This window comes from Streptomyces sp. NPDC041940, assembly GCF_055589465.1.
This window is the reverse complement of record NZ_JBVJBP010000003.1, coordinates 329,026-345,771: the sequence shown is the minus strand read 5'-3', so window position 1 is coordinate 345,771 and position 16,746 is coordinate 329,026. Positions and strand designations below refer to the sequence as shown.

The following is a 16,746-nucleotide window of genomic DNA, read 5'->3' as shown; positions in this document are numbered from 1 at the left end:
CAAACGACGCATGTTGCCTGCGTCGTTTGTGCGTCACAACACTGGGACGCGTGCGGATGGTCGCACCTCGCGCATGGCAGGAGGAACCAGGCCATGATCACCGACACCCGAGAAGAAACCAGGTACGAGGACGAGCTGGCCCTTGGATTCCGTGCCGCCGACGAGGACGCCTTCGCCGCGGTCTACCGGCGCTGGGCGCCCCTGGTCCACACCATGGCCACCCGGTCGCTCGGCGACACGCACGAGGCCGACGACGTCACGCAGCAGGTGTTCCTCGGCGCCTGGCGCGGTCAGGCCGGCTTCCGCCCGGAGCGGGGCCCGCTGGGCGCCTGGCTCGTGGGCATCACCCGGCGCAAGATCGTCGACGCGCTGGCCGCCCGGACCAGACGGCTGGCTCTCGCCGACTCGCTCGCCCACACGGACGACACGCTCGGACGGGACGAGTCGGCGGCGGAGGACGTCCTGGACCGGGTCCTGCTGGTGCACGAGTTGTCCTGTCTGCCGTGGCACCAGCGGCATGTGCTGTGCCTGGCCTTCTACGAGGACCTGACCCAGGCGCAGATCGCGGAACGGACCGGAATGCCCCTCGGCACGGTGAAGAGTCACGCCCGCCGCGGCCTGCAGCGGCTGCGCAGGGCGATCGAACCGGGCCAGGTCCGCTGGACGAGCGTCTAGGCGCGTCGCCGAACCGGCCGACGAAAGGTGCCGCCCGCGCATCCGCGGCGGTCGCCCTTCACGAAACGACATCGAGACCCCGCAACGTGCGGAGGCGCATTCGAAGGGATGACCCCATGACTTCCCGGACCTCTCTCGCTGTCGCCGCATCGGCCGCCGCCTGTGCCCTGGCGCTGGGCGCCACCGCGCCCGCCATGGCGGGCGCCGCCTCACAGAACGAGGCCATGGTGTCTGTCTTCCACGGCATCCCCGGGATGACCGTCGATGTGTACGCCAACGGTGACGAGCTGATCGGCGACTTCAAGCCCGGCACGGTGACCGACCCGCAGGCCCTCAAAGCCGGGACCTACGACATACAGATCTTCGAAGCGGGCCAGAACCCGGACGGCACACCCGCCCTCGAGAAGGAGATCGAGGTGCCCGAGGGCGGTAACGCCACGATCGCCGCCCACCTCACCGCCGCCGGCGAACCCCAGCTGACCGCTTACACCAACGATGTCTCGCAGGTCGACGACGGCAAGGCCCGCCTCACGGTGCGTCATGTCGCCGCGGCGCCGGCCGTCGACGTCCGCGCGAACGGGCAGCCGCTCTTCACCGGCCTGGAGAACCCCAAGGAGGACACCACCGAGGTCGAGGCAGGGACCGTGAAGGCCGATGTCGTGCTCGCCGGCACGGACACCGTGGCTATCGGCCCGGCCGACCTGCCCCTCAAGGACGGGACGGCCAATGTCGTCTACGCCTGGGGCAGCGCCGAGGACAAGAACCTGGCACTGGCGACGCAGACGCTCAGCGCCACGAAGTAGGTTCGGTGGGCCGGCGGTCCAGGAGGTAGCGCAGCCGCACATCGCGACGGTCCGCTCCCCTGGCCGTGCGGTCCGCGACGGCCGTTTCCCAGCAGGCCGCGAGGGCTTCCCGGAAGAAGCTGGAGGCGGACTCGTCGCGTGCGGCGGTCTCCACCAGGACCCGTTCCGGCTCGTGCACGGACTCGCCGGAGCGATCCGCGGCGTCGGATCGCGGCCTGGTGCGGTTGGGCAGGCCGGTGGCCGGCGGCTGGGCCTGTCGTACGGACCGGGAGACCGCTGACGTGGCGGCCAGGATGATCTCGAGTTGTTCGGCGAAGTGAGGGCCGGGGAGCGGGATTTCGTAGCCGGGGTTGCGGGCGTAGCCGGCGGCGACGGCGTGGGTGACGTAGGACTTGACCGCGGTGAAGGTCTCGGTGTGGTCGCGGGGGGCGGTGGGGGCCAGGCGACTGAGGATGCGCAGGACCGTGGGGATGCTGGTGTCGACGCCGAGGCCGCTGTCGGCCGGTGCGTCGTCGCCGGCCTGCTTGTGCCACAGGGCGGCCGCCTGCCTGTCGCCGAGCGCGAGGTGATGCAGGTGGAGGCAGTAGGAGGCGGCGGGTTCGCCGGCCCCGGCGGCGTACTGCCACCAGAAGCGCGCGCCGTCCCGCTCGTCGGCGAGTTGCAGGACGCAGCCCAGGATCCAGGCGCCGCGCGGGGAGGGCAGCTGTTCGGTGACGAAGTCGGCGAGCTGGCCGGGCGTGGAGTGGACGACGACCGCCTCGCACAGGGCCCGCAGGCTCCGGGCGGCGTTGTCGTCGGCCAAGTCGCCGCCGCCGACGTCCCACAGCGGGGTGCCGTCCGGAGCGAAGGCCGGGTAGGCGGTGTCCTCGTACGGGACGGTGTCCGACGGCACCTGGGGATCGTGCAGCAGGAGCGAGCGGGAGAGGAGATCGTCGATGGCGGTCATGGCGGGGTGCTCACTCCCGGTTGTCATGGCGGTGGTAGGTGCCTTCCAGGGCGCCTCGGGCGTGGTGGTCGATGGACTGGGTGATGGCCGTGGACAGACCGACGACGTCGGGGATCGCGTCGGGGTGGATGCCGCACAGGTAGCGCAGGACGGTGACGTCGAGCTGGTTCTGGGGCAGCCGGGCGACGGCGTCGAAGAAGTCGGCGAGCCGGCCGATGCGGGCGAACCGGGCGGTGAGGTCGTCGATCCGGCTCTGGTCGACGGTCTGGAACGCCGCCGGGCGCAGGTCGGGATGTCCGGCCGGGTGAAGGTGCGCGCGTAACAGGACGCGGGAGCGCAGCAGCCGCCAGGCGTGGCGGGGGACGTTGGGGCCGGCGACGGCGTCGTCCCAGCCCAGCCAGAGGATGTCGCTGGCCTCCGAGACGACCCAGTGGGCGCGCCGGTCGCTCTGCAGGAAGGCGCGGGCGTAGGCGGTGTAGGGGTGGCGCATGGCCTCGGTGAAGCCCTGGTGCGCGAGCGGGGGCCGTTCCGGCGGCAGCGGCTGGACGGCGTGTATGCGGCTCTCGATCCACGTGGGGTCCTTGGCCGCCTCGCGTGCCGCCGCCGTCCACAGCCGGCGCAGCGGCCAGACGGGGATGTCCAGGGCCCGGACCACGCTGTAGGTGATCTCCCAGCCGGGGTAGTAGCCCTTGCCGCGCAGCAGTTCGCTGATGCGGGCCTTGGAGTAGCCGGAGCGGCCGACGAGGTCGTCGAGTGTGAGCCCGGTGGCGAAGAGCCTGTTGCGCACCGGCTCCAGCCAGGCCCGGTGGGAGGGGCCCACCTGCTCGCCGATCGACTCCGGTTTGCGGCCGCGCCTGCTCGGCGGCTCGCCGTCGGGCTGCTCGTACGCGGGGAACGGGGTCATCGCACCGACTCCTCGGGTCCGGCCGCTATGGCCGTCGGGGCGGCGTCCACCGGGGTGTGGCGCGGGGACTGCGTGGCGTGGAGGGCGGCGACGATCTGCTGGACGAGCAGTCCGAGCGACGGCAGCAGCGCGGCCACGGCCGCGAGGTGCCCCAGCACGGTCATCACCGTGCTCCACGCGAAGACCGCCACCATCACGACGACGGTCAACACCTGCTTACTGGACATCGCACCTTGTCTCTCAACTCGAGGCGTCTGGAAGGCTCTTCCCCGGCGGTGCTGAGGCGCTGCGGAGGAGTTGGACGTCAGCATGGTGCGTCGACCGCCGGACACTCAACGTGATCATGGAGTTACGGAACAATGCCGCCGGGCACCCCGGTGCCCACAGCGCGCCTCACTGGACCATGTCGGTCACCCGCACGCGCAAAACATGGCGGATTGAACGCTTTTGAAGGCGGAAACGTACTTCTCGTCGCGACACCGGGGGCAAGGCGCACCATGGAACGCGGACGCCTCCCCGGGCGTCGGACCTTCCAGTCTGGAAGGACGAGCGGCCCCTTCGTGCTGAAGAACGACCGGAAGGGGCCGCACCGCTCCCGCCCAGGCCCCGTGCTGGGCGGGAGCGCCTACTCGCTAGCCGTGCTGTCGGCGCACCATCTCGGCGATCCAGACGGGCGCGAACGGGGACGTGCAGCCGGGGGACGTCGGATAGTCCTTGAGCACTTCCAGGCGCTCGCCGATGCCGATGGCACGGGTGCGGTGCTCGGGGTGCTCGATCCCGATCTGGGCCAGGCAGTGGTTCATCGCCCACTGCAAGCGGTCCGGGGCGTCCTTCATGTCCGCCTCGATGACGTCGAGCAGCCCCGCGAGGTCGAGGCCCTCGGGCTTCTTCGCCACACGATCGGTGGTCAGCGCCCAGCCGGCGCTCGCGACCACGGGATCCGGATCGGCGGACCAGGCCGAGCGCAGCTCTTCGGAGTGCGGGCTCTTCTTCACCACGTAGTTCACGAGCCAGTCGTGCACCTTGGGTGTGCGCGCCTCGCGCAGCATGACGTCCAGTTGATCACGCTCGAATGCCTTGGGGCGGCAGATCAGGAGCGCCAGCAGTCTCGCCGCGGTGTCTTCCGTCTCCCAGAGCCGGCCCGCGAGTTCCTGCTGTGTCTTCAGCCGCTTCGCGAGCGCGCGCAGCTTGCCGAGGTTCACACCGTGGTCGTCGCCGTGCCGCTCGTTCACCTCGCGCGCCTTGGGGTCCTCGAGGGCGGCCAGCTCGGCCATCACCTCGGCGACCGTCGTCCCGGGCTGCGTCGTCTCGGCCACCTCGGCCTCCTGTCCCTCACGTTCGGCATTCACGGTACGACGGAACCCGGCTGCGGCGATGCCCGGGATCAGCCCGGGTGTCCCCAGTCCAGGCGGTCGGCCAGCCCCGCGGCGGTAAAGGCGGCCTGGAGTGCGTCGCGGCCCTCGGTGAAGTGGGTCCAGCTGTCGTAGTGGACGGGGACGACGCGGCGGGCACCGAGGATCCGGGTGGCTTCGGCGGCCTGGGCGCTGTCCAGCACGAGGGCGCCGCCGTCGAAGAGGCCGGCGAAGCGGGGCGCGCCCGCGAAGAGGACGGCGGTGTCCACCGGCCCGAGGCGCTCGGCGGTCTCCCTGACCGCGTCGAGGGAGGCGTTGTCACCGCTGACGTACACGGTGGGCAGTCCGTCTCCGGTCAGGACGAATCCGACGACCTGTCCGGTGATCGCCTCGGTCTCCTCGCGCGCACCGGGGCCGTGGATGGCGGGAACGCCGGTCACGGTGACCGTGCCGCCGCCAGGGCGGTCCAACTCGACCGGCTCCCAGTCGGCCAGCCCCCTGGCCGTGCCGCCGAGGCGCTTGCCGCCACCGGGGGTGGTGAGGGTCAGCGGTATGTCGGCGAGCAGGGCCCGGCCGGCCCGGTCGAGGTTGTCGGCGTGCTCGTCGTGGGACAGCAGAACCACGTCGACGGGGCCGAGTTCGGCGGGGCTGCCGGAGGCGGGGGCGGTCTTGGTCAGGACCGGGCCGTCCGACTCCGGGTAGTCGCCGGGGGCGTCGAAGGTGGGGTCGGTCAGGAACCGCAGGCCGCCGTACTCGAAGAGAGCGGTCGGGCCGCCGAAGACGCGGACGGGGAACTGCTCACGGGTCGTCACTGAAGGAGTCACAGGGAAACACCTCACGGATGAGATCGGTTTATCCGTGAGAGACGGTAGCACGCTTCTCACGGATAGGGGATAGCCGTACCATGAGAGCCATGGATGTGAACGCCGCCGCCGAGCCCGCCGGATTCGTCGAACCCGCCGTGCCCCCCGCGCCCGGCGAGGAGCAGTACGCGGCCCTCGCCTTCGCCAACAGCGTCATCGCGTCGCCCGGCGGCAGGTTCACCGACTTCCTCGGCACACCGGAGCAGGCGAACCAGTGGCTGGCGGACCAGGGCCTCGCCCCCGTGGAAGCGGGCCTCCGGGAGATGTGCACGGCACAACTGCGGTCGCTGCGCGAACAGATCAGGTCGTTGCTCGCCTCCCGCGTCGAGGCCTCACCGGCCCTGCCCGCCGCCCTCTCCGCCGTCAATGACGCCATGACCAAGGTGCCCACCGCCGCACTGCTCCAGTGGGACGAGGAGAACGGCCCCTACCGCACTCCCCCGCACCCCACCACCGAGATCGTCGACCACGCCCTCGCGACCCTCGCCGCCGACGCCGCCGACCTGCTCACCGGGCCCGACGCCGAGCGGCTCACCGCCTGCGGCTCACCGCCCTGCGGCCGCTACCTGCTGCGGCACGGCCGCCGCCACTGGTGCTCGACACGCTGCGGCGACCGCGCACGCGCGGCCCGCGCCTACGCACGCCGGACCCGGGCCGGGGGCGGGGGCGGGTCCGGGGCCGAGGATTCCGCGCCCGGGACGCACCCGGAGGGCGGGTGAGGCCCCGTCATCCGGATACGCGGTCGCTAGGGTGGGCCGGGTGGAGCTCCTACACCTGCGTTATTTCGTCGCCGTCGCCCAAGAACTGAACTTCTCCACCGCGGCCCGCAAACTGCACATGGCGGCGTCCCCGCTGAGCCGGCGGGTCAAGGATCTCGAGAGCGAACTCGGGCACCGGCTGTTCGACCGCGACACGCATCGGGTGCGGCTCACTCCGGCCGGCACGGCGCTGCTGCCGATCGCGCGCGGCGTTCTGGAGCAGGTCGATTCCATCCGGTGGCGGCTGGACGAGACGGCCCGGCCGCAGCGGACCACGTTGCTGCTCGGCGTTCCCAGCGGCATCCATCCGGACCTGCGCGAACGGATGGACGCCCTCGCCGAGCGGGTCGGCGAGCGGTTCGAGATCAAACGCTGGCCTGGCGGCACCGACCGACTGGTCGACGCGGTGTGCGACGGCCGGCTCGCGCTGACGCTGGCCCGGCTCCCGGTCGGCGGCGACCCCGCCCTGGAACAGCTGCCGGTGATGTCGGAGCGGCTCGGCGCGGTCGTGCCCAGGGACCGGTTCCCGGGGCGGGAGTCGGTCGCGCTGGCGGAGCTGGCCGAACTCGCCTACGCGGGCTCCCCCACGGCCGTGACCAACGCGTATTTCCGCGGGCTCGACCAGCAACTGTCCGATCTCGGCATCAAGAAGCGGATCGAACTGAGCAGTGTCACTTTCGACGGAGTTTCCGAGATCGTGGCCAGCGGACTGGCATTCTCCGTTTCCATGCTGGATTCCAGAAGCCCCGTACAGAATTACCGTCTGGACAATGTGACGGTGATTCCCTTCTCCGATTTCCACCCGATGCTGGAGACCGGCCTTTTCTGGCGCAAGGACCGAGCAGACGGCGGCGACCTGGAAGAAGTCGTCGCAGCGGCTCGCGAGGTATTCGCCGAGCCGCTGCACGCATGAATTCTTGAGAACCCCCCAAAAAAGGCGGTATGACCACTGCGGTCATACCGCCTTTCGTTATTTGGTCATTCCGTTCCGGACCAGCCCTTGCTAACTTAGTTTCCAGATACACACATGCGGCGAAGCTAGGAGTGAAGGTAACGATGACGGAAATCACGGACACCACCGCCGGTCCTCTGGACGGCGTGCGCGTGATCGACCTCTCGACCGTGGTGATGGGCCCGTACGCCGCCCAGATCCTCGGCGACCTCGGCGCCGACGTGATCAAGATCGAGTCGCCGGCCGACACCGTCCGCGTGGGTCACTACAAGACCACTCCGGGCATGACCCCGCTGAACCTCAACGTCAACCGCAACAAGCGCAGCGTCGCCCTCAACCTCAAGGACGACACCGACCGCGAGCGCGCACTGCGGCTGATCGACACCGCGGACGTGCTGATCACCAACATGCGCCCCGGCGCCCTGCACCGCCTCGGCCTCTCCCACGACGACATCGCCGCCCGTAACCCCGGCCTCGTCTACGCGCACGCCCAGGGCTTCCGCAGCGACTCGGACCGGGCCGGCAACGCCGCGTACGACGAGACCGTGCAGGCCGCCTCCGGCCTGGTCGACATCGCCGACCGGGCACTCGGCGAGCCCGTCTACCTGCCGACCATCATCGGTGACAAGGTCTCCTCGCTGACCATCGCCTACAGCGTGCTGGCCGCCCTGCTGCACCGGAACAACACCGGCCAGGGCCAGCTCATCGAGATCCCGATGACCGACACCCTGCTCGCGTTCAACCTGGTCGAGCACCTCGCAGGGCACACCCACGTGCCCGAGACCGGCCCCACCGGCTTCGCGCTGTCGATGCTGAAGGGCCACAAGGCAGTACGCACCAAGGACGGTCTGGCCTGTGTCATGCCGTACAACCCGCCCAACTACCGGGACTTCTTCACCGCCGCCGGACGCCCCGACCTCGCCGAGGACCCGCGTGTGAACGGCGACGCCATCGACAGCGCCGACCACGAGGACCTGGCCGAACTGCTGGCGGCCTGCGCCCCGGCGCTGACCACCGAGGAGTGGGCCGAGGTGTGCGCCAAGCACAGCATCCCGATGGCCCCGGTGCTGGAACTCGACCGCGCCCACGACGACCCCTACGTCCGTGACGGCCACCTGCTCGACACCGCCGAGCACCCGACCGAGGGCACGGTCCGCACCATCGGCATCCCGCTGCGCTTCTCCGCCACCCCCGGCTCGATCCGCCGCCTCGCGCCGGTCGCGGGCCAGGACACCGAGGACGTCTTCGCCGAACTCGACGCCACCACCCGCTGATCACCACAGGAGGACAGTCATGAGCACCCCTACTTCTCCCGTCGTGCGCACCGAACGCATCGGCTCCGCCCTGCTGATCACCCTCGACCGGCCCGAGGCCCGCAACGCCGTGAACGCGGCGGTGGCCACCGGACTGGCCGGTGCGCTGGACGAGTTGGAGGCCGACCCGGCGCTGCGGGCCGGTGTCCTGACCGGTGAGGGCGGCACCTTCAGCGCCGGTATGGACCTCAAGGCGGCGCTGCGCGGCGAGTCGCCCGAGATCGAGGGCCGCGGGTTCGGCGGACTGACCGAGTCGGAGCCCACCAAGCCGCTGATCGCCGCCGTGGAGGGCTTCGCCATGGGCGGCGGCTTCGAACTGGCCCTGGCCTGCGACCTGATCGTCGCGTCCGAGGACGCCCGGTTCGGTCTGCCCGAGGTCAAGCGCGGGCTGATCGCGGCGGGCGGCGGCGTGATCCGGCTGCCCAAGCGCATCCCGCACCACCTCGCCATGGAACTGCTACTGACCGGCGAGCCCGTGGACGGCCGCCGCGCCGGCGAACTGGGCCTGGCCAACCGGGTCACCGCCAACGGGCAGGCCGTCGCCGAGGCGCTCCGGCTGGCCGAGCGGCTCGCCGAGAACGCCCCGCTGGCGCTCGCCACCGTCAAGCGCGTCGTCCGCGCCGCCGACGGGGCGCCCGACGCCGAGGCCTTCGCCTTCCAGCGTGAGCAGATGAAGACCCTGATGACCTCCGCCGACGTCCGCGAGGGCATGACGGCCTTCGCCGAGCGCCGCCCCGCGCAGTGGACGGGACGGTGAGGCGCCATGCAGGCCGAGGACGTACGACAGCACGTCACCACCCCGCTCACCAGCCCGGCGTTCGCGCCGACCGTCCCGCGGTTCACCGACCGGGAGTACCTCAACATCGTCTACCGCACCGACCCCGGGGCGCTGCGGGCGGTCGTCCCGGAGCCGCTGCGGATCGATGAGCCACTGGTCCGGTTCGAGGTCATGAAGATGGGCGACGTCAGCGGCTACGGCCCCTACACCGAGGCCGGCCAGGCGATCCCCGTCAGCTTCGAGGGCGAGCGGGGCGAGTACCTGCACGCGATGTACCTCGACAACTTCCCGGCGACGGCCTCCGGACGCGAGGTCTCCGCCTACCCCAAGGTCATGGGCTCCCCGGCGCTCCGCGTCGACACCGGCGCGCTCGTCGGCACCCTCGACCACGGCAGCCTGCGGGTCGCCACCGCGACCATGGGCTACAAGCACCACGAGCTGGACCGGGCCGAGGCGGCGGCGCAGATCACCGTGCCGACCTACATGCTCAAGACCATTCCCGGCTACGACGGTCTGCCGCGTGTGCAGGAACTCGTCCGCACCCGCATCACCGACCTCACCGTCAAGGAGGCCTGGACCGGTCCCGCCCGGCTGCAGCTCTTCGAGCACGTGCTGGCCCCGCTGGCCGACCTGCCGGTCCTGGAGGTCGTCTCCGCCAGCCACATCCTCACCGACCTGACGCTCGCCGGCGTCGAGCCGGTCCACGACTACCTGAAGGGAGCCCTGTCATGACCCGCGCCTTCCGCACGGCCGCCGTGATCGGCGCCGGGACCATCGGACTGTCCTGGGCGACGCTGTTCGCCGCGCACGGCCTGACCGTCAAGGTGACCGACCCGCGGCCGGACCTCGCCGAGGCCGTGGCCGAGGCCTTGGACCACAACGCCCCGCAGCTGGCCGCCCGCGGCCTGGACGTGACGGGCCTCGCCGACCGGGTGCATATCGCGGCCGATGTCGCCGAGGCGGTCCAGGACGCGGACGTCGTCCAGGAGAACGGCCCCGAGCGGGTCGAGTTCAAGCAGGACCTCTTCGCCACGCTGGTCCGCGAGGCACCCGACCACGCGCTGCTGCTCAGCTCCTCGTCGGCGATCCCGTCCAGCGCGTTCACGCGTGAGCTGCCGGACGAGGCCGCCGCCCGGGTCCTGATCGGCCACCCCTTCAACCCTCCGCACCTGGTCCCGCTCGTCGAGGTCGTGCCCGGGGAGCGCACCGGCGAGGACGCCGTGCAGGACGCGGTGGACTTCTACACCTCGGTCGGCCGCACCCCGGTCGTCGAGCGCAAGGAGATCCCCGGTTTCGTCGGGAACCGGCTGCAGAACGCGCTCAGCCGCGAGGCGGTGTACCTCGTCGAGCAGGGCGTGGTGACCCCCGAGGACCTCGACAAGGTGATGACGAACTCGCTGGGCCTGCGCTGGGCCACGGTCGGGCCGTTCCTCGGCTCGCACCTGGGCGGCGGCCCCGGCGGCTACCGGCACCTCGTCGAGCACATCGGCACGTCGATGCGGCAGATGGAGCTCGGCACGCCTTCGCAGAACAAGGAAGAACAGGAACGGCTCATCGAAGCCGTGGAAAAGGCCTACGGCTCCTCCACGTACCCGGAACTCACCGAGACGCGCGACCGCAGGCAACTCGCGGTGCTGTCAGCCCTGGACAGCGCCGACAAGGAGGAGAACTGAGATGACCACCCCCATGGAACCCCTCGAGGACCAGCTGACCGCCGACTTCTACACCTACGAGGCGCTGCTGCCGGACGAGGAGCGCAAGATCCTCCTCAAGGCCCGCGCCCTCATGCGGGACGAGGTCAAGCCGCTGGTGAACGAGAACTGGGCCAGGGGCGAGTTCCCCACCGAGCTCATCTCCCTGTTCCGCGACAGCGGCCTCGCCGGACTGCCCTACGAGGGCTACGGCGAACACCGCCCCGCCGTCAGCAACCTCCTCAGCGGCATGCTCGCCCTGGAGATGACCCGCACCGACGCCTCCGTGTCGACGTTCTTCGGCGTCCACAACGGCCTGGCGATGTACTCGATCCACTCGGGCGGCGACCAGGAGCAGCGCGACCGCTGGCTCCCGGAGATGGCCGCGATGGACAAGATCGGCGCGTTCGCCATGACCGAGCCGCTCGGCGGCTCCGATGTCGCGGGCGGCATGCGCACCACCGCCCGGCGTGAGGGCGACAGCTGGGTCCTGAACGGCGCCAAGAAGTGGATCGGCAACGCGACCTTCGCCGACTACGTCGTGGTCTGGGCCCGGGACGTCGACGACAACCACGTCAAGGGCTTCGTCGTCGAGAAGGGCATGCCCGGCTTCGAGCCGGTGAAGATCGAGGGCAAGATCGCCTTCCGGATCGTGGAGAACGCCGAGATCACCCTGACCGACGTACGGGTGCCGGAGGCGAACCGCCTTCAGAACATCAACTCCTTCCGGGACGTCGCCGAGATCCTGCGCGCCACCCGCGGCGGCGTCGCCTGGCAGGCGCTGGGCGTGATGGTCGGCGCCTACGAACTCGCCCTGGACTACGCCCGGGAGCGCCGCCAGTTCGGCCGCCCGATCGGCGGCTTCCAGCTGGTGCAGGACCTGCTGGTGAAGAGCCTGGGCAACATCACGGCGTCCTGGGGCATGCTGGTGCAGCTCGCCCGGCTGCAGGACGCCGGGATCTTCCGTGACGAACACTCCGCGCTGGCCAAGGCGTTCGTCACCTCCCGGATGCGGGAGGTCGTGGCCTGGAGCCGGGAGATCTTCGGCGGCAACGGGATCCTCCTGGAGCATGACATCGCCCGGTTCTTCGCCGACGCCGAGGCCATCTACTCCTTCGAGGGCACCCGCGAGATGAACACCCTGATCGTCGGCAAGTCGATCACCGGCCAGAGCGCCTTCGTGTGAGGCCGTGAGAACGATGAACCCCAGGTACTTCGACCTGGGGTTTTCTCATGGCGCCACCTTGATGCCATCATGCCGCCATGGACCTCACGCCCTACGTCGACTCACTCCGCCGGGAACTCGCGGTGGCTGCCGAAGCCGGTGGGGAGGACGCCCGCGAGCTGGCCGAGCGGCTGACCGCTCCGCTGGAGTCGGCGACCCGCCTGACACTGCTGAACGTGCTGTCCGCCGCCATGGACGAGATCACCCGCGAACTCGCCCCCGGCTCGGTCGACGTGCGGCTGCGCGGGCTCGACCCCGCCTTCGTCGTGACACCGCCGCCGATGGGCGCCGGTTTCGAGGAGCCGGACACGCGTCCCGAGCCGCCGAGGGCCCCGGCGCCGGCCCCGGTGCCCGCCGACGCCGATGACGGCACCACCGCGCGGATCAACCTGCGCCTGCCCGCCCACCTCAAGGGCCGCGCCGAGGAGGCCGCCGCACGCGAGGGCCTGTCGGTCAACGCCTGGCTGGTGCGCGCCGTGAACGCGGCCGTGGAGAGCGGCGACGTCCGGGCCCGCTCCACCGAGCCGACCCGGAGCAGCGGCAACCGCTACACCGGCTGGGTGCGCTGACGCCGGAAGTTGCCCCCGGGCGCACCCCTGCTGTCCCCTCCGTGCACGGGCGGCCCCGAACCCCTCCGGCGCTGATCCGGCGTGCCTAGCGTGTTGGGCGAACCGGCCGAGATCCGAGCCGGAGTCACGCTCCCCGGAGGACAGCAACCATGGTCAGCATCGCCGATGTCACCGCCACCCCCAGCCCCGATCTGCTCACCCCGGACAACTGCGCGGTGCTGTTCGTGGACCACCAGCCGCAGATGTTCTTCGGCACCGGCAGCGGCGACCGCACCGCCATCATCAACGCCACCGTCGGTCTGGCCAGAGCCGCCCGGACCTTCGACGTGCCGGTGGTGCTGAGCACCGTGGCCGCCGAGTCCTTCTCCGGCCCGCTCCTGCCGCAGCTGGCGGAGGTCTTCCCCGAGCGGAAGCCCGTCGACCGCACCTCCATGAACGCCTGGGAGGACCGGGACTTCGTGGAGGCGGTCAAGGCCACCGGGCGGCGCAAGCTCGTCATCGCGGGTCTGTGGACCGAGGTGTGCGTCGTCCTGCCCGCGCTCTCCGCGCTCGCCCAGGGCTACGAGGTCTACGTCGTCACCGACGCGTCCGGCGGCGTCAGCCCGCAGGCCCACGACCACGCGGTCCAGCGCATGGTCCAGGCCGGTGCCGTCCCGGTCACCTGGGTGCAGGTGCTCCTGGAACTGCAGCGCGACTGGGCCCGCACCGAGACGTACGGCGCGGTGACGGACGTGGTGAAGGAGTACGGCGGCGCCTACGGCCTCGGCATCGTCTACGCGCAGGCCGTCATCGGCACCCACGCCGCAGGCTGATGCCCGCCCAGCCGGTGGCCGCCGCACGTATCATCGCGCGGTGGACACCGGGGTGGGGACCGCGGCGCCGTTCGGACGGCTGCTGCGCGCGTTACGGCAGAGCAGGCGGCTGACGATCGAGGAGCTGGCCGAGGCCTCCGGGGTGTCGGGGCGCGCCATCGGTGACATGGAGCGGGGCAAGAGCCGCCGTCCGCACCGTGGCACCGTCACCGCGCTCGCCCAGGGCCTGGAGCTGGACGAGGCGGCGCATTCGGAACTCCTGGGCGCCGCCCGCGCCGCCCGTCCCGGCGCGCGGGCCGCCGGGTCCGTCAAGGCCTCGCCGCACATGCTGCCGAGGGGGGTTCGCGACTTCGTCGGGCGGCAGGCGGAACTGTCGGTGCTGCGCGCCCTCGCGCAGGAGGCCACCGACAGCGGGTCGGCTCGTGGCCCGGGACCGCTCGTGCCGCCGGCGGCCGTGGTGTGCGGCCCGCCCGGAAGCGGCAAGACGACGCTGGCGGTCCGGCTGGCCGAGGAGCTGGCGTCGTCCTGCCCCGACGGGGCGTTCATGGTGGACATGCGGGGCCTGGACGAGCAGCCCCTCTCCGCGGGGCAGGCCGTGTCCGGGCTGCTGGCCTCGTGGGGCGTGGGGGACGCCGAGCTGGCCCGGCTCGGCGCCGAGGAGCGACTCGCCCGCTACCAGGAGATCACCGCCGGGCTCCGCGCGGTCCTGGTCCTGGACAACGCGGGCGGCGAGGCCCAGGTCAGGCCGCTGCTGCCGCGCGAGGGGCGGCTGCTCGTGGTGGTGACGAGCCGACGGGCCCTCGCGGGTCTGGAGGGGGTACGGCGCGTCGAGCTCGGCGGACTGAGCAGGCAGGAGTCCGCCGCCCTGCTGCGGGCCGTCGTCGGCACCGGGCGCGTGGCCGCCGAGCCGGACGCTGCGGACGTCGTGACCGAACTGTGCGGTCATCTGCCGCTGGCCCTGAGGGTGGCCGCCAACTGGGCCGCCACGCGCACCAACTGGAGCCTGCGGCGCCTCGCCGACCGGCTCGCCGACGAGGACCACAGGCTGGACGCGCTCAGCGCGGGCGACCTGCGGATCAACTCCGCCTTCGCGCTCTCCTACTCCCGTCTCGCCCCCGAGGCCGCCCGGATGTTCCGGCTGCTGTCGCTCGTACCCGGAGGGGACTTCAGCGTGGCACCGGCCGCGGTGCTCGCGGATGTCCCGCTGCCCGACGCCGAGGACCTCCTGGAGGAACTGCTGGAGGCGGGGCTGCTGATGACGTCCCGTCAGGACCGCTACCGCCTGCACGACCTGCTGCGGCTGTACGCGGCCTCCCGTCACCGATCGGAGGACGGGGAGGAGAGGTCGCTCGCCGCGCGGTCCCGCCTGCGGCACTGGCTGCTGGAGACCGCCGTCCTCGCGGGCCGCTGGTACGAGCCGGACTACGGCATGCCGGCGCCGGACCCCGGCCGGCTGGTCGCCCTAGACGACCGTGAGCGGGCGGCGCGCTGGATCAAGGCGGAGGGCGACACCTGGCTGGCCGCGTTCCGCGAGGCCGCGGCACGGGGTGAGCACACGCGGGTCGTCGAGGTGGCGGAGGCCATGCACTGGTTCTCCGACCACTGGGTGTCCTGGGGCCACTGGATCGAGGTCTACGAGCGTGCCGCGACGGCCGGGGCGGCACTGGACGACGCCGGTCTGGAGGCGACCCACCGCAACTACCTCGCCTGGGCGTACTGGGCCTGCGCCCGCCGGCACGACGAGGCGGTGGAGTCGGCCACGGCCGCGCTGCGGCTGGCGGGAGCGGCCGGGAACGTCCTCCAGCAGGCCTGGGCCCACGCCTATCTCGGCTGGCTGCGGGACGTCGTCGGCGACATGCCGCCCGCCGCCGACCACTACCACCGCGCCTTGGAGCTGTTCACCGAGGCGGACGACGTCACCGGGTATCTGCAGGTGTCCTGCGGGGTGATCAGGGTGCTGCGCGGGGCGGGCCGGGCCCGGGCGGCGGTCGAGACCTACCAGGGCATCCTGGACACCCTCGCGGATCCCCGTCATCAGGACCGGATCCCGCCCAACGTACGGGAGTTCACCCTGCTGTCCGCCGTCTACTCGGTGTCGTTCGTCCATCTCGGCCAGGGGCGCTGGCAGGAGGCGGCCGACGCGCTGCGCTCCATACGGGGGCAGTTCGACGCCCGTGGCTGGCACAAGCAGGCGGGCAAGGTCCATCTCCACCTGGGCCAGGCCCTCGCCCACCTGGGCGAGAGGGCCGAGGCCGCCGCCGAGTACCGCGCCGTGCTCGCCCTCGTCGACCGCGTCCCCGCCGACGTACGGGACGAGGCCCAGGCGGGTCTCGCCGCCCTGGCCACGGGCCGGCCGGCACCGGCCGGCCCGCTCGTGCAGTGAGGGCCGGGTCGCCGCCGCCCGGAGGCTAGGGCTTGCGGCCCGTGGCGGAGCCGAAGCCCAGCCAGGTGTGGCGGTTGTTCCACCAGCACCAGCCGACCTTCGGGGCGTCGCGGCGCTCGCGGCCGTCGCGGCCGGTGCCGTTGCTGATCCAGATCGCCGGGGTGCGGGCGTCGAACGTGCCGTTCGGCTTGCGCAGCCGGGAGCCGATGGTCATGAAGCACAGGTTGCGCTCCAGGGCCGCCGGTTGCTGGAGCACCCAGTGGATGCCCTCGGTGAGCAGCAGCGGGGTGCGGTCCTCCTTGGTGAGGGCGGGCAGTGCCTCGTCCGGGCTCCAGTTGCTCATGTGGTCACCGCGGTCGAGGCCGGTGAGGACGTAGAGCGGGGCGTCGGGCAGCTCGACGCCGGTGGGGGTGAACTCGTCGGCGTCGGGCATGTCGACGACGACGAAGCCCGGCTTGCCCGCGCGGCGGAGCAGCGGCGCGAGAGCGGAGGCGGGGGCCCGGTCCGGGTGCACGGCGAGCAGGGCGCCCTCGCTGCCCAGCGAGGCCTCGGCGTCGGCGGCGTACGTTCGGATCTCGGCGGCCGGCAGCCCGGCGATCTCGTGGACCCCCGACTCGATCAGTCGCTCTGCCTGTGCGCTCAGGGCCGGGAGTACGGGCGGAACGGCGGTGGTTCCTGGCGTGGTCTCGGGCACGATGCTCCCTGGGTCGGCGGCGTGAACA

18 protein-coding genes are annotated in these 16,746 nt (G+C 71.7%); 12 read left to right on the top strand and 6 right to left on the bottom strand.

Annotated elements, in window-relative coordinates:
* The first annotated feature begins 93 nt into the window (after window positions 1–93).
* Together ACZ6I3_RS08865 and ACZ6I3_RS08860 are read left to right on the top strand one after the other, a co-directional pair.
* Window positions 94–675 carry an RNA polymerase sigma factor gene (locus ACZ6I3_RS08865; RefSeq protein WP_469412969.1) on the top strand — a complete coding sequence of 194 codons (582 nt, stop codon included), beginning with the start codon at window positions 94–96 and terminating at the stop codon, window positions 673–675.
* Between the two features lie 116 nt (window positions 676–791).
* Window positions 792–1,478, top strand: coding sequence for a DUF4397 domain-containing protein (locus ACZ6I3_RS08860; RefSeq protein ID WP_469412968.1), 687 nt, complete (start codon window positions 792–794; stop codon window positions 1,476–1,478).
* Here the strand turns inward: ACZ6I3_RS08860 and ACZ6I3_RS08855 are convergent.
* The 5 genes from ACZ6I3_RS08855 to ACZ6I3_RS08835 all read right to left on the bottom strand — a co-directional run bounded on the left by ACZ6I3_RS08855 (window position 1,462) and on the right by ACZ6I3_RS08835 (window position 5,504).
* Window positions 1,462–2,424, bottom strand: a complete 963-nt coding sequence (locus ACZ6I3_RS08855) for a DUF6207 family protein (protein ID WP_469412966.1) — start codon at window positions 2,422–2,424, stop codon at window positions 1,462–1,464. The genes ACZ6I3_RS08860 and ACZ6I3_RS08855 overlap by 17 nt on opposite strands.
* A 10-nt stretch (window positions 2,425–2,434) precedes the next feature.
* Window positions 2,435–3,328 (bottom strand): XRE family transcriptional regulator, encoded by an 894-nt coding sequence (locus tag ACZ6I3_RS08850; protein ID WP_469412965.1) that lies wholly within the window; start codon window positions 3,326–3,328, stop codon window positions 2,435–2,437.
* On the bottom strand, window positions 3,325–3,555 hold the full coding sequence (locus ACZ6I3_RS08845; protein WP_189724268.1) for a hypothetical protein: 231 nt from the start codon (window positions 3,553–3,555) through the stop codon (window positions 3,325–3,327). Before ACZ6I3_RS08845 ends, ACZ6I3_RS08850 begins: the two co-directional genes overlap by 4 nt.
* Before the next feature lie 405 nt (window positions 3,556–3,960).
* Window positions 3,961–4,602 (bottom strand): DNA alkylation repair protein, encoded by a 642-nt coding sequence (locus ACZ6I3_RS08840; RefSeq protein WP_469413126.1) that lies wholly within the window; start codon window positions 4,600–4,602, stop codon window positions 3,961–3,963.
* Window positions 4,603–4,712: 110 nt separating this feature from the next.
* A complete protein-coding gene (locus ACZ6I3_RS08835; protein WP_469412963.1) occupies window positions 4,713–5,504 on the bottom strand; it encodes an MBL fold metallo-hydrolase in 792 nt (263 codons plus the stop codon).
* An 80-nt stretch (window positions 5,505–5,584) separates the two neighbouring features.
* Here ACZ6I3_RS08835 and ACZ6I3_RS08830 point away from each other — a divergent pair, with 80 nt between their 5' ends.
* The 10 genes from ACZ6I3_RS08830 (at window position 5,585) to ACZ6I3_RS08785 (ending at window position 16,024) form a co-directional block, all read left to right on the top strand.
* Window positions 5,585–6,262 carry a CGNR zinc finger domain-containing protein gene (locus ACZ6I3_RS08830; RefSeq protein ID WP_469412961.1) on the top strand — a complete coding sequence of 226 codons (678 nt, stop codon included), beginning with the start codon at window positions 5,585–5,587 and terminating at the stop codon, window positions 6,260–6,262.
* A 40-nt stretch (window positions 6,263–6,302) separates the two neighbouring features.
* Window positions 6,303–7,214 carry a LysR family transcriptional regulator gene (locus ACZ6I3_RS08825; protein ID WP_469412959.1) on the top strand — a complete coding sequence of 304 codons (912 nt, stop codon included), beginning with the start codon at window positions 6,303–6,305 and terminating at the stop codon, window positions 7,212–7,214.
* Window positions 7,215–7,357: 143 nt separating this feature from the next.
* On the top strand, window positions 7,358–8,527 hold the full coding sequence (locus ACZ6I3_RS08820) for a CaiB/BaiF CoA transferase family protein (protein WP_469412957.1): 1,170 nt from the start codon (window positions 7,358–7,360) through the stop codon (window positions 8,525–8,527).
* A gap of 19 nt (window positions 8,528–8,546) precedes the next feature.
* Window positions 8,547–9,323: a crotonase/enoyl-CoA hydratase family protein gene (locus ACZ6I3_RS08815; protein WP_469412955.1), complete on the top strand. Its 777-nt coding sequence runs from the start codon at window positions 8,547–8,549 to the stop codon at window positions 9,321–9,323.
* Between the two features lie 6 nt (window positions 9,324–9,329).
* A complete protein-coding gene (locus ACZ6I3_RS08810; RefSeq protein ID WP_469412953.1) occupies window positions 9,330–10,076 on the top strand; it encodes an acetoacetate decarboxylase in 747 nt (248 codons plus the stop codon).
* Complete coding sequence (locus tag ACZ6I3_RS08805) at window positions 10,073–11,017, top strand: 3-hydroxyacyl-CoA dehydrogenase NAD-binding domain-containing protein (protein WP_469412950.1); 945 nt, start codon at window positions 10,073–10,075, stop codon at window positions 11,015–11,017. The genes ACZ6I3_RS08810 and ACZ6I3_RS08805 overlap by 4 nt, the downstream gene beginning before the upstream one ends.
* 1 nt (window position 11,018) lies before the next feature.
* Window positions 11,019–12,221 carry an acyl-CoA dehydrogenase family protein gene (locus ACZ6I3_RS08800; protein ID WP_469412949.1) on the top strand — a complete coding sequence of 401 codons (1,203 nt, stop codon included), beginning with the start codon at window positions 11,019–11,021 and terminating at the stop codon, window positions 12,219–12,221.
* 77 nt (window positions 12,222–12,298) lie between these two features.
* The gene (locus ACZ6I3_RS08795; protein WP_469412947.1) at window positions 12,299–12,829 is read left to right on the top strand and encodes a toxin-antitoxin system HicB family antitoxin; all 531 of its coding nucleotides are present in this window, start codon (window positions 12,299–12,301) and stop codon (window positions 12,827–12,829) included.
* A gap of 149 nt (window positions 12,830–12,978) precedes the next feature.
* A complete protein-coding gene (locus tag ACZ6I3_RS08790) occupies window positions 12,979–13,641 on the top strand; it encodes a hydrolase (protein WP_469412946.1) in 663 nt (220 codons plus the stop codon).
* Between the two features lie 40 nt (window positions 13,642–13,681).
* The gene (locus tag ACZ6I3_RS08785; protein WP_469412944.1) at window positions 13,682–16,024 is read left to right on the top strand and encodes a helix-turn-helix domain-containing protein; all 2,343 of its coding nucleotides are present in this window, start codon (window positions 13,682–13,684) and stop codon (window positions 16,022–16,024) included.
* A 25-nt stretch (window positions 16,025–16,049) separates the two neighbouring features.
* On the opposite strand, the gene ACZ6I3_RS08780 is transcribed toward ACZ6I3_RS08785, so the two are convergent.
* Window positions 16,050–16,718: a DUF5701 family protein gene (locus ACZ6I3_RS08780; RefSeq protein WP_469412943.1), complete on the bottom strand. Its 669-nt coding sequence runs from the start codon at window positions 16,716–16,718 to the stop codon at window positions 16,050–16,052.
* Window positions 16,719–16,746 lie beyond the last annotated feature (28 nt).

What these genes read in the sequence shown, in the direction of transcription:
- ACZ6I3_RS08865 (WP_469412969.1), top strand. Translation starts at nt 94, where the DNA reads ATGATCACCGACACCCGAGAAGAAACCAGGTACGAGGACGAGCTGGCC.
- ACZ6I3_RS08860 (WP_469412968.1), top strand. Translation starts at nt 792, where the DNA reads ATGACTTCCCGGACCTCTCTCGCTGTCGCCGCATCGGCCGCCGCCTGT.
- ACZ6I3_RS08855 (WP_469412966.1), bottom strand. Translation starts at nt 2,424, where the DNA reads ATGACCGCCATCGACGATCTCCTCTCCCGCTCGCTCCTGCTGCACGAT.
- ACZ6I3_RS08850 (WP_469412965.1), bottom strand. Translation starts at nt 3,328, where the DNA reads ATGACCCCGTTCCCCGCGTACGAGCAGCCCGACGGCGAGCCGCCGAGC.
- ACZ6I3_RS08845 (WP_189724268.1), bottom strand. Translation starts at nt 3,555, where the DNA reads ATGTCCAGTAAGCAGGTGTTGACCGTCGTCGTGATGGTGGCGGTCTTC.
- ACZ6I3_RS08840 (WP_469413126.1), bottom strand. Translation starts at nt 4,602, where the DNA reads ATGGCCGAGCTGGCCGCCCTCGAGGACCCCAAGGCGCGCGAGGTGAAC.
- ACZ6I3_RS08830 (WP_469412961.1), top strand. Translation starts at nt 5,585, where the DNA reads ATGAGAGCCATGGATGTGAACGCCGCCGCCGAGCCCGCCGGATTCGTC.
- ACZ6I3_RS08820 (WP_469412957.1), top strand. Translation starts at nt 7,358, where the DNA reads ATGACGGAAATCACGGACACCACCGCCGGTCCTCTGGACGGCGTGCGC.
- ACZ6I3_RS08815 (WP_469412955.1), top strand. Translation starts at nt 8,547, where the DNA reads ATGAGCACCCCTACTTCTCCCGTCGTGCGCACCGAACGCATCGGCTCC.
- ACZ6I3_RS08810 (WP_469412953.1), top strand. Translation starts at nt 9,330, where the DNA reads ATGCAGGCCGAGGACGTACGACAGCACGTCACCACCCCGCTCACCAGC.
- ACZ6I3_RS08805 (WP_469412950.1), top strand. Translation starts at nt 10,073, where the DNA reads ATGACCCGCGCCTTCCGCACGGCCGCCGTGATCGGCGCCGGGACCATC.
- ACZ6I3_RS08800 (WP_469412949.1), top strand. Translation starts at nt 11,019, where the DNA reads ATGACCACCCCCATGGAACCCCTCGAGGACCAGCTGACCGCCGACTTC.
- ACZ6I3_RS08795 (WP_469412947.1), top strand. Translation starts at nt 12,299, where the DNA reads ATGGACCTCACGCCCTACGTCGACTCACTCCGCCGGGAACTCGCGGTG.
- ACZ6I3_RS08790 (WP_469412946.1), top strand. Translation starts at nt 12,979, where the DNA reads ATGGTCAGCATCGCCGATGTCACCGCCACCCCCAGCCCCGATCTGCTC.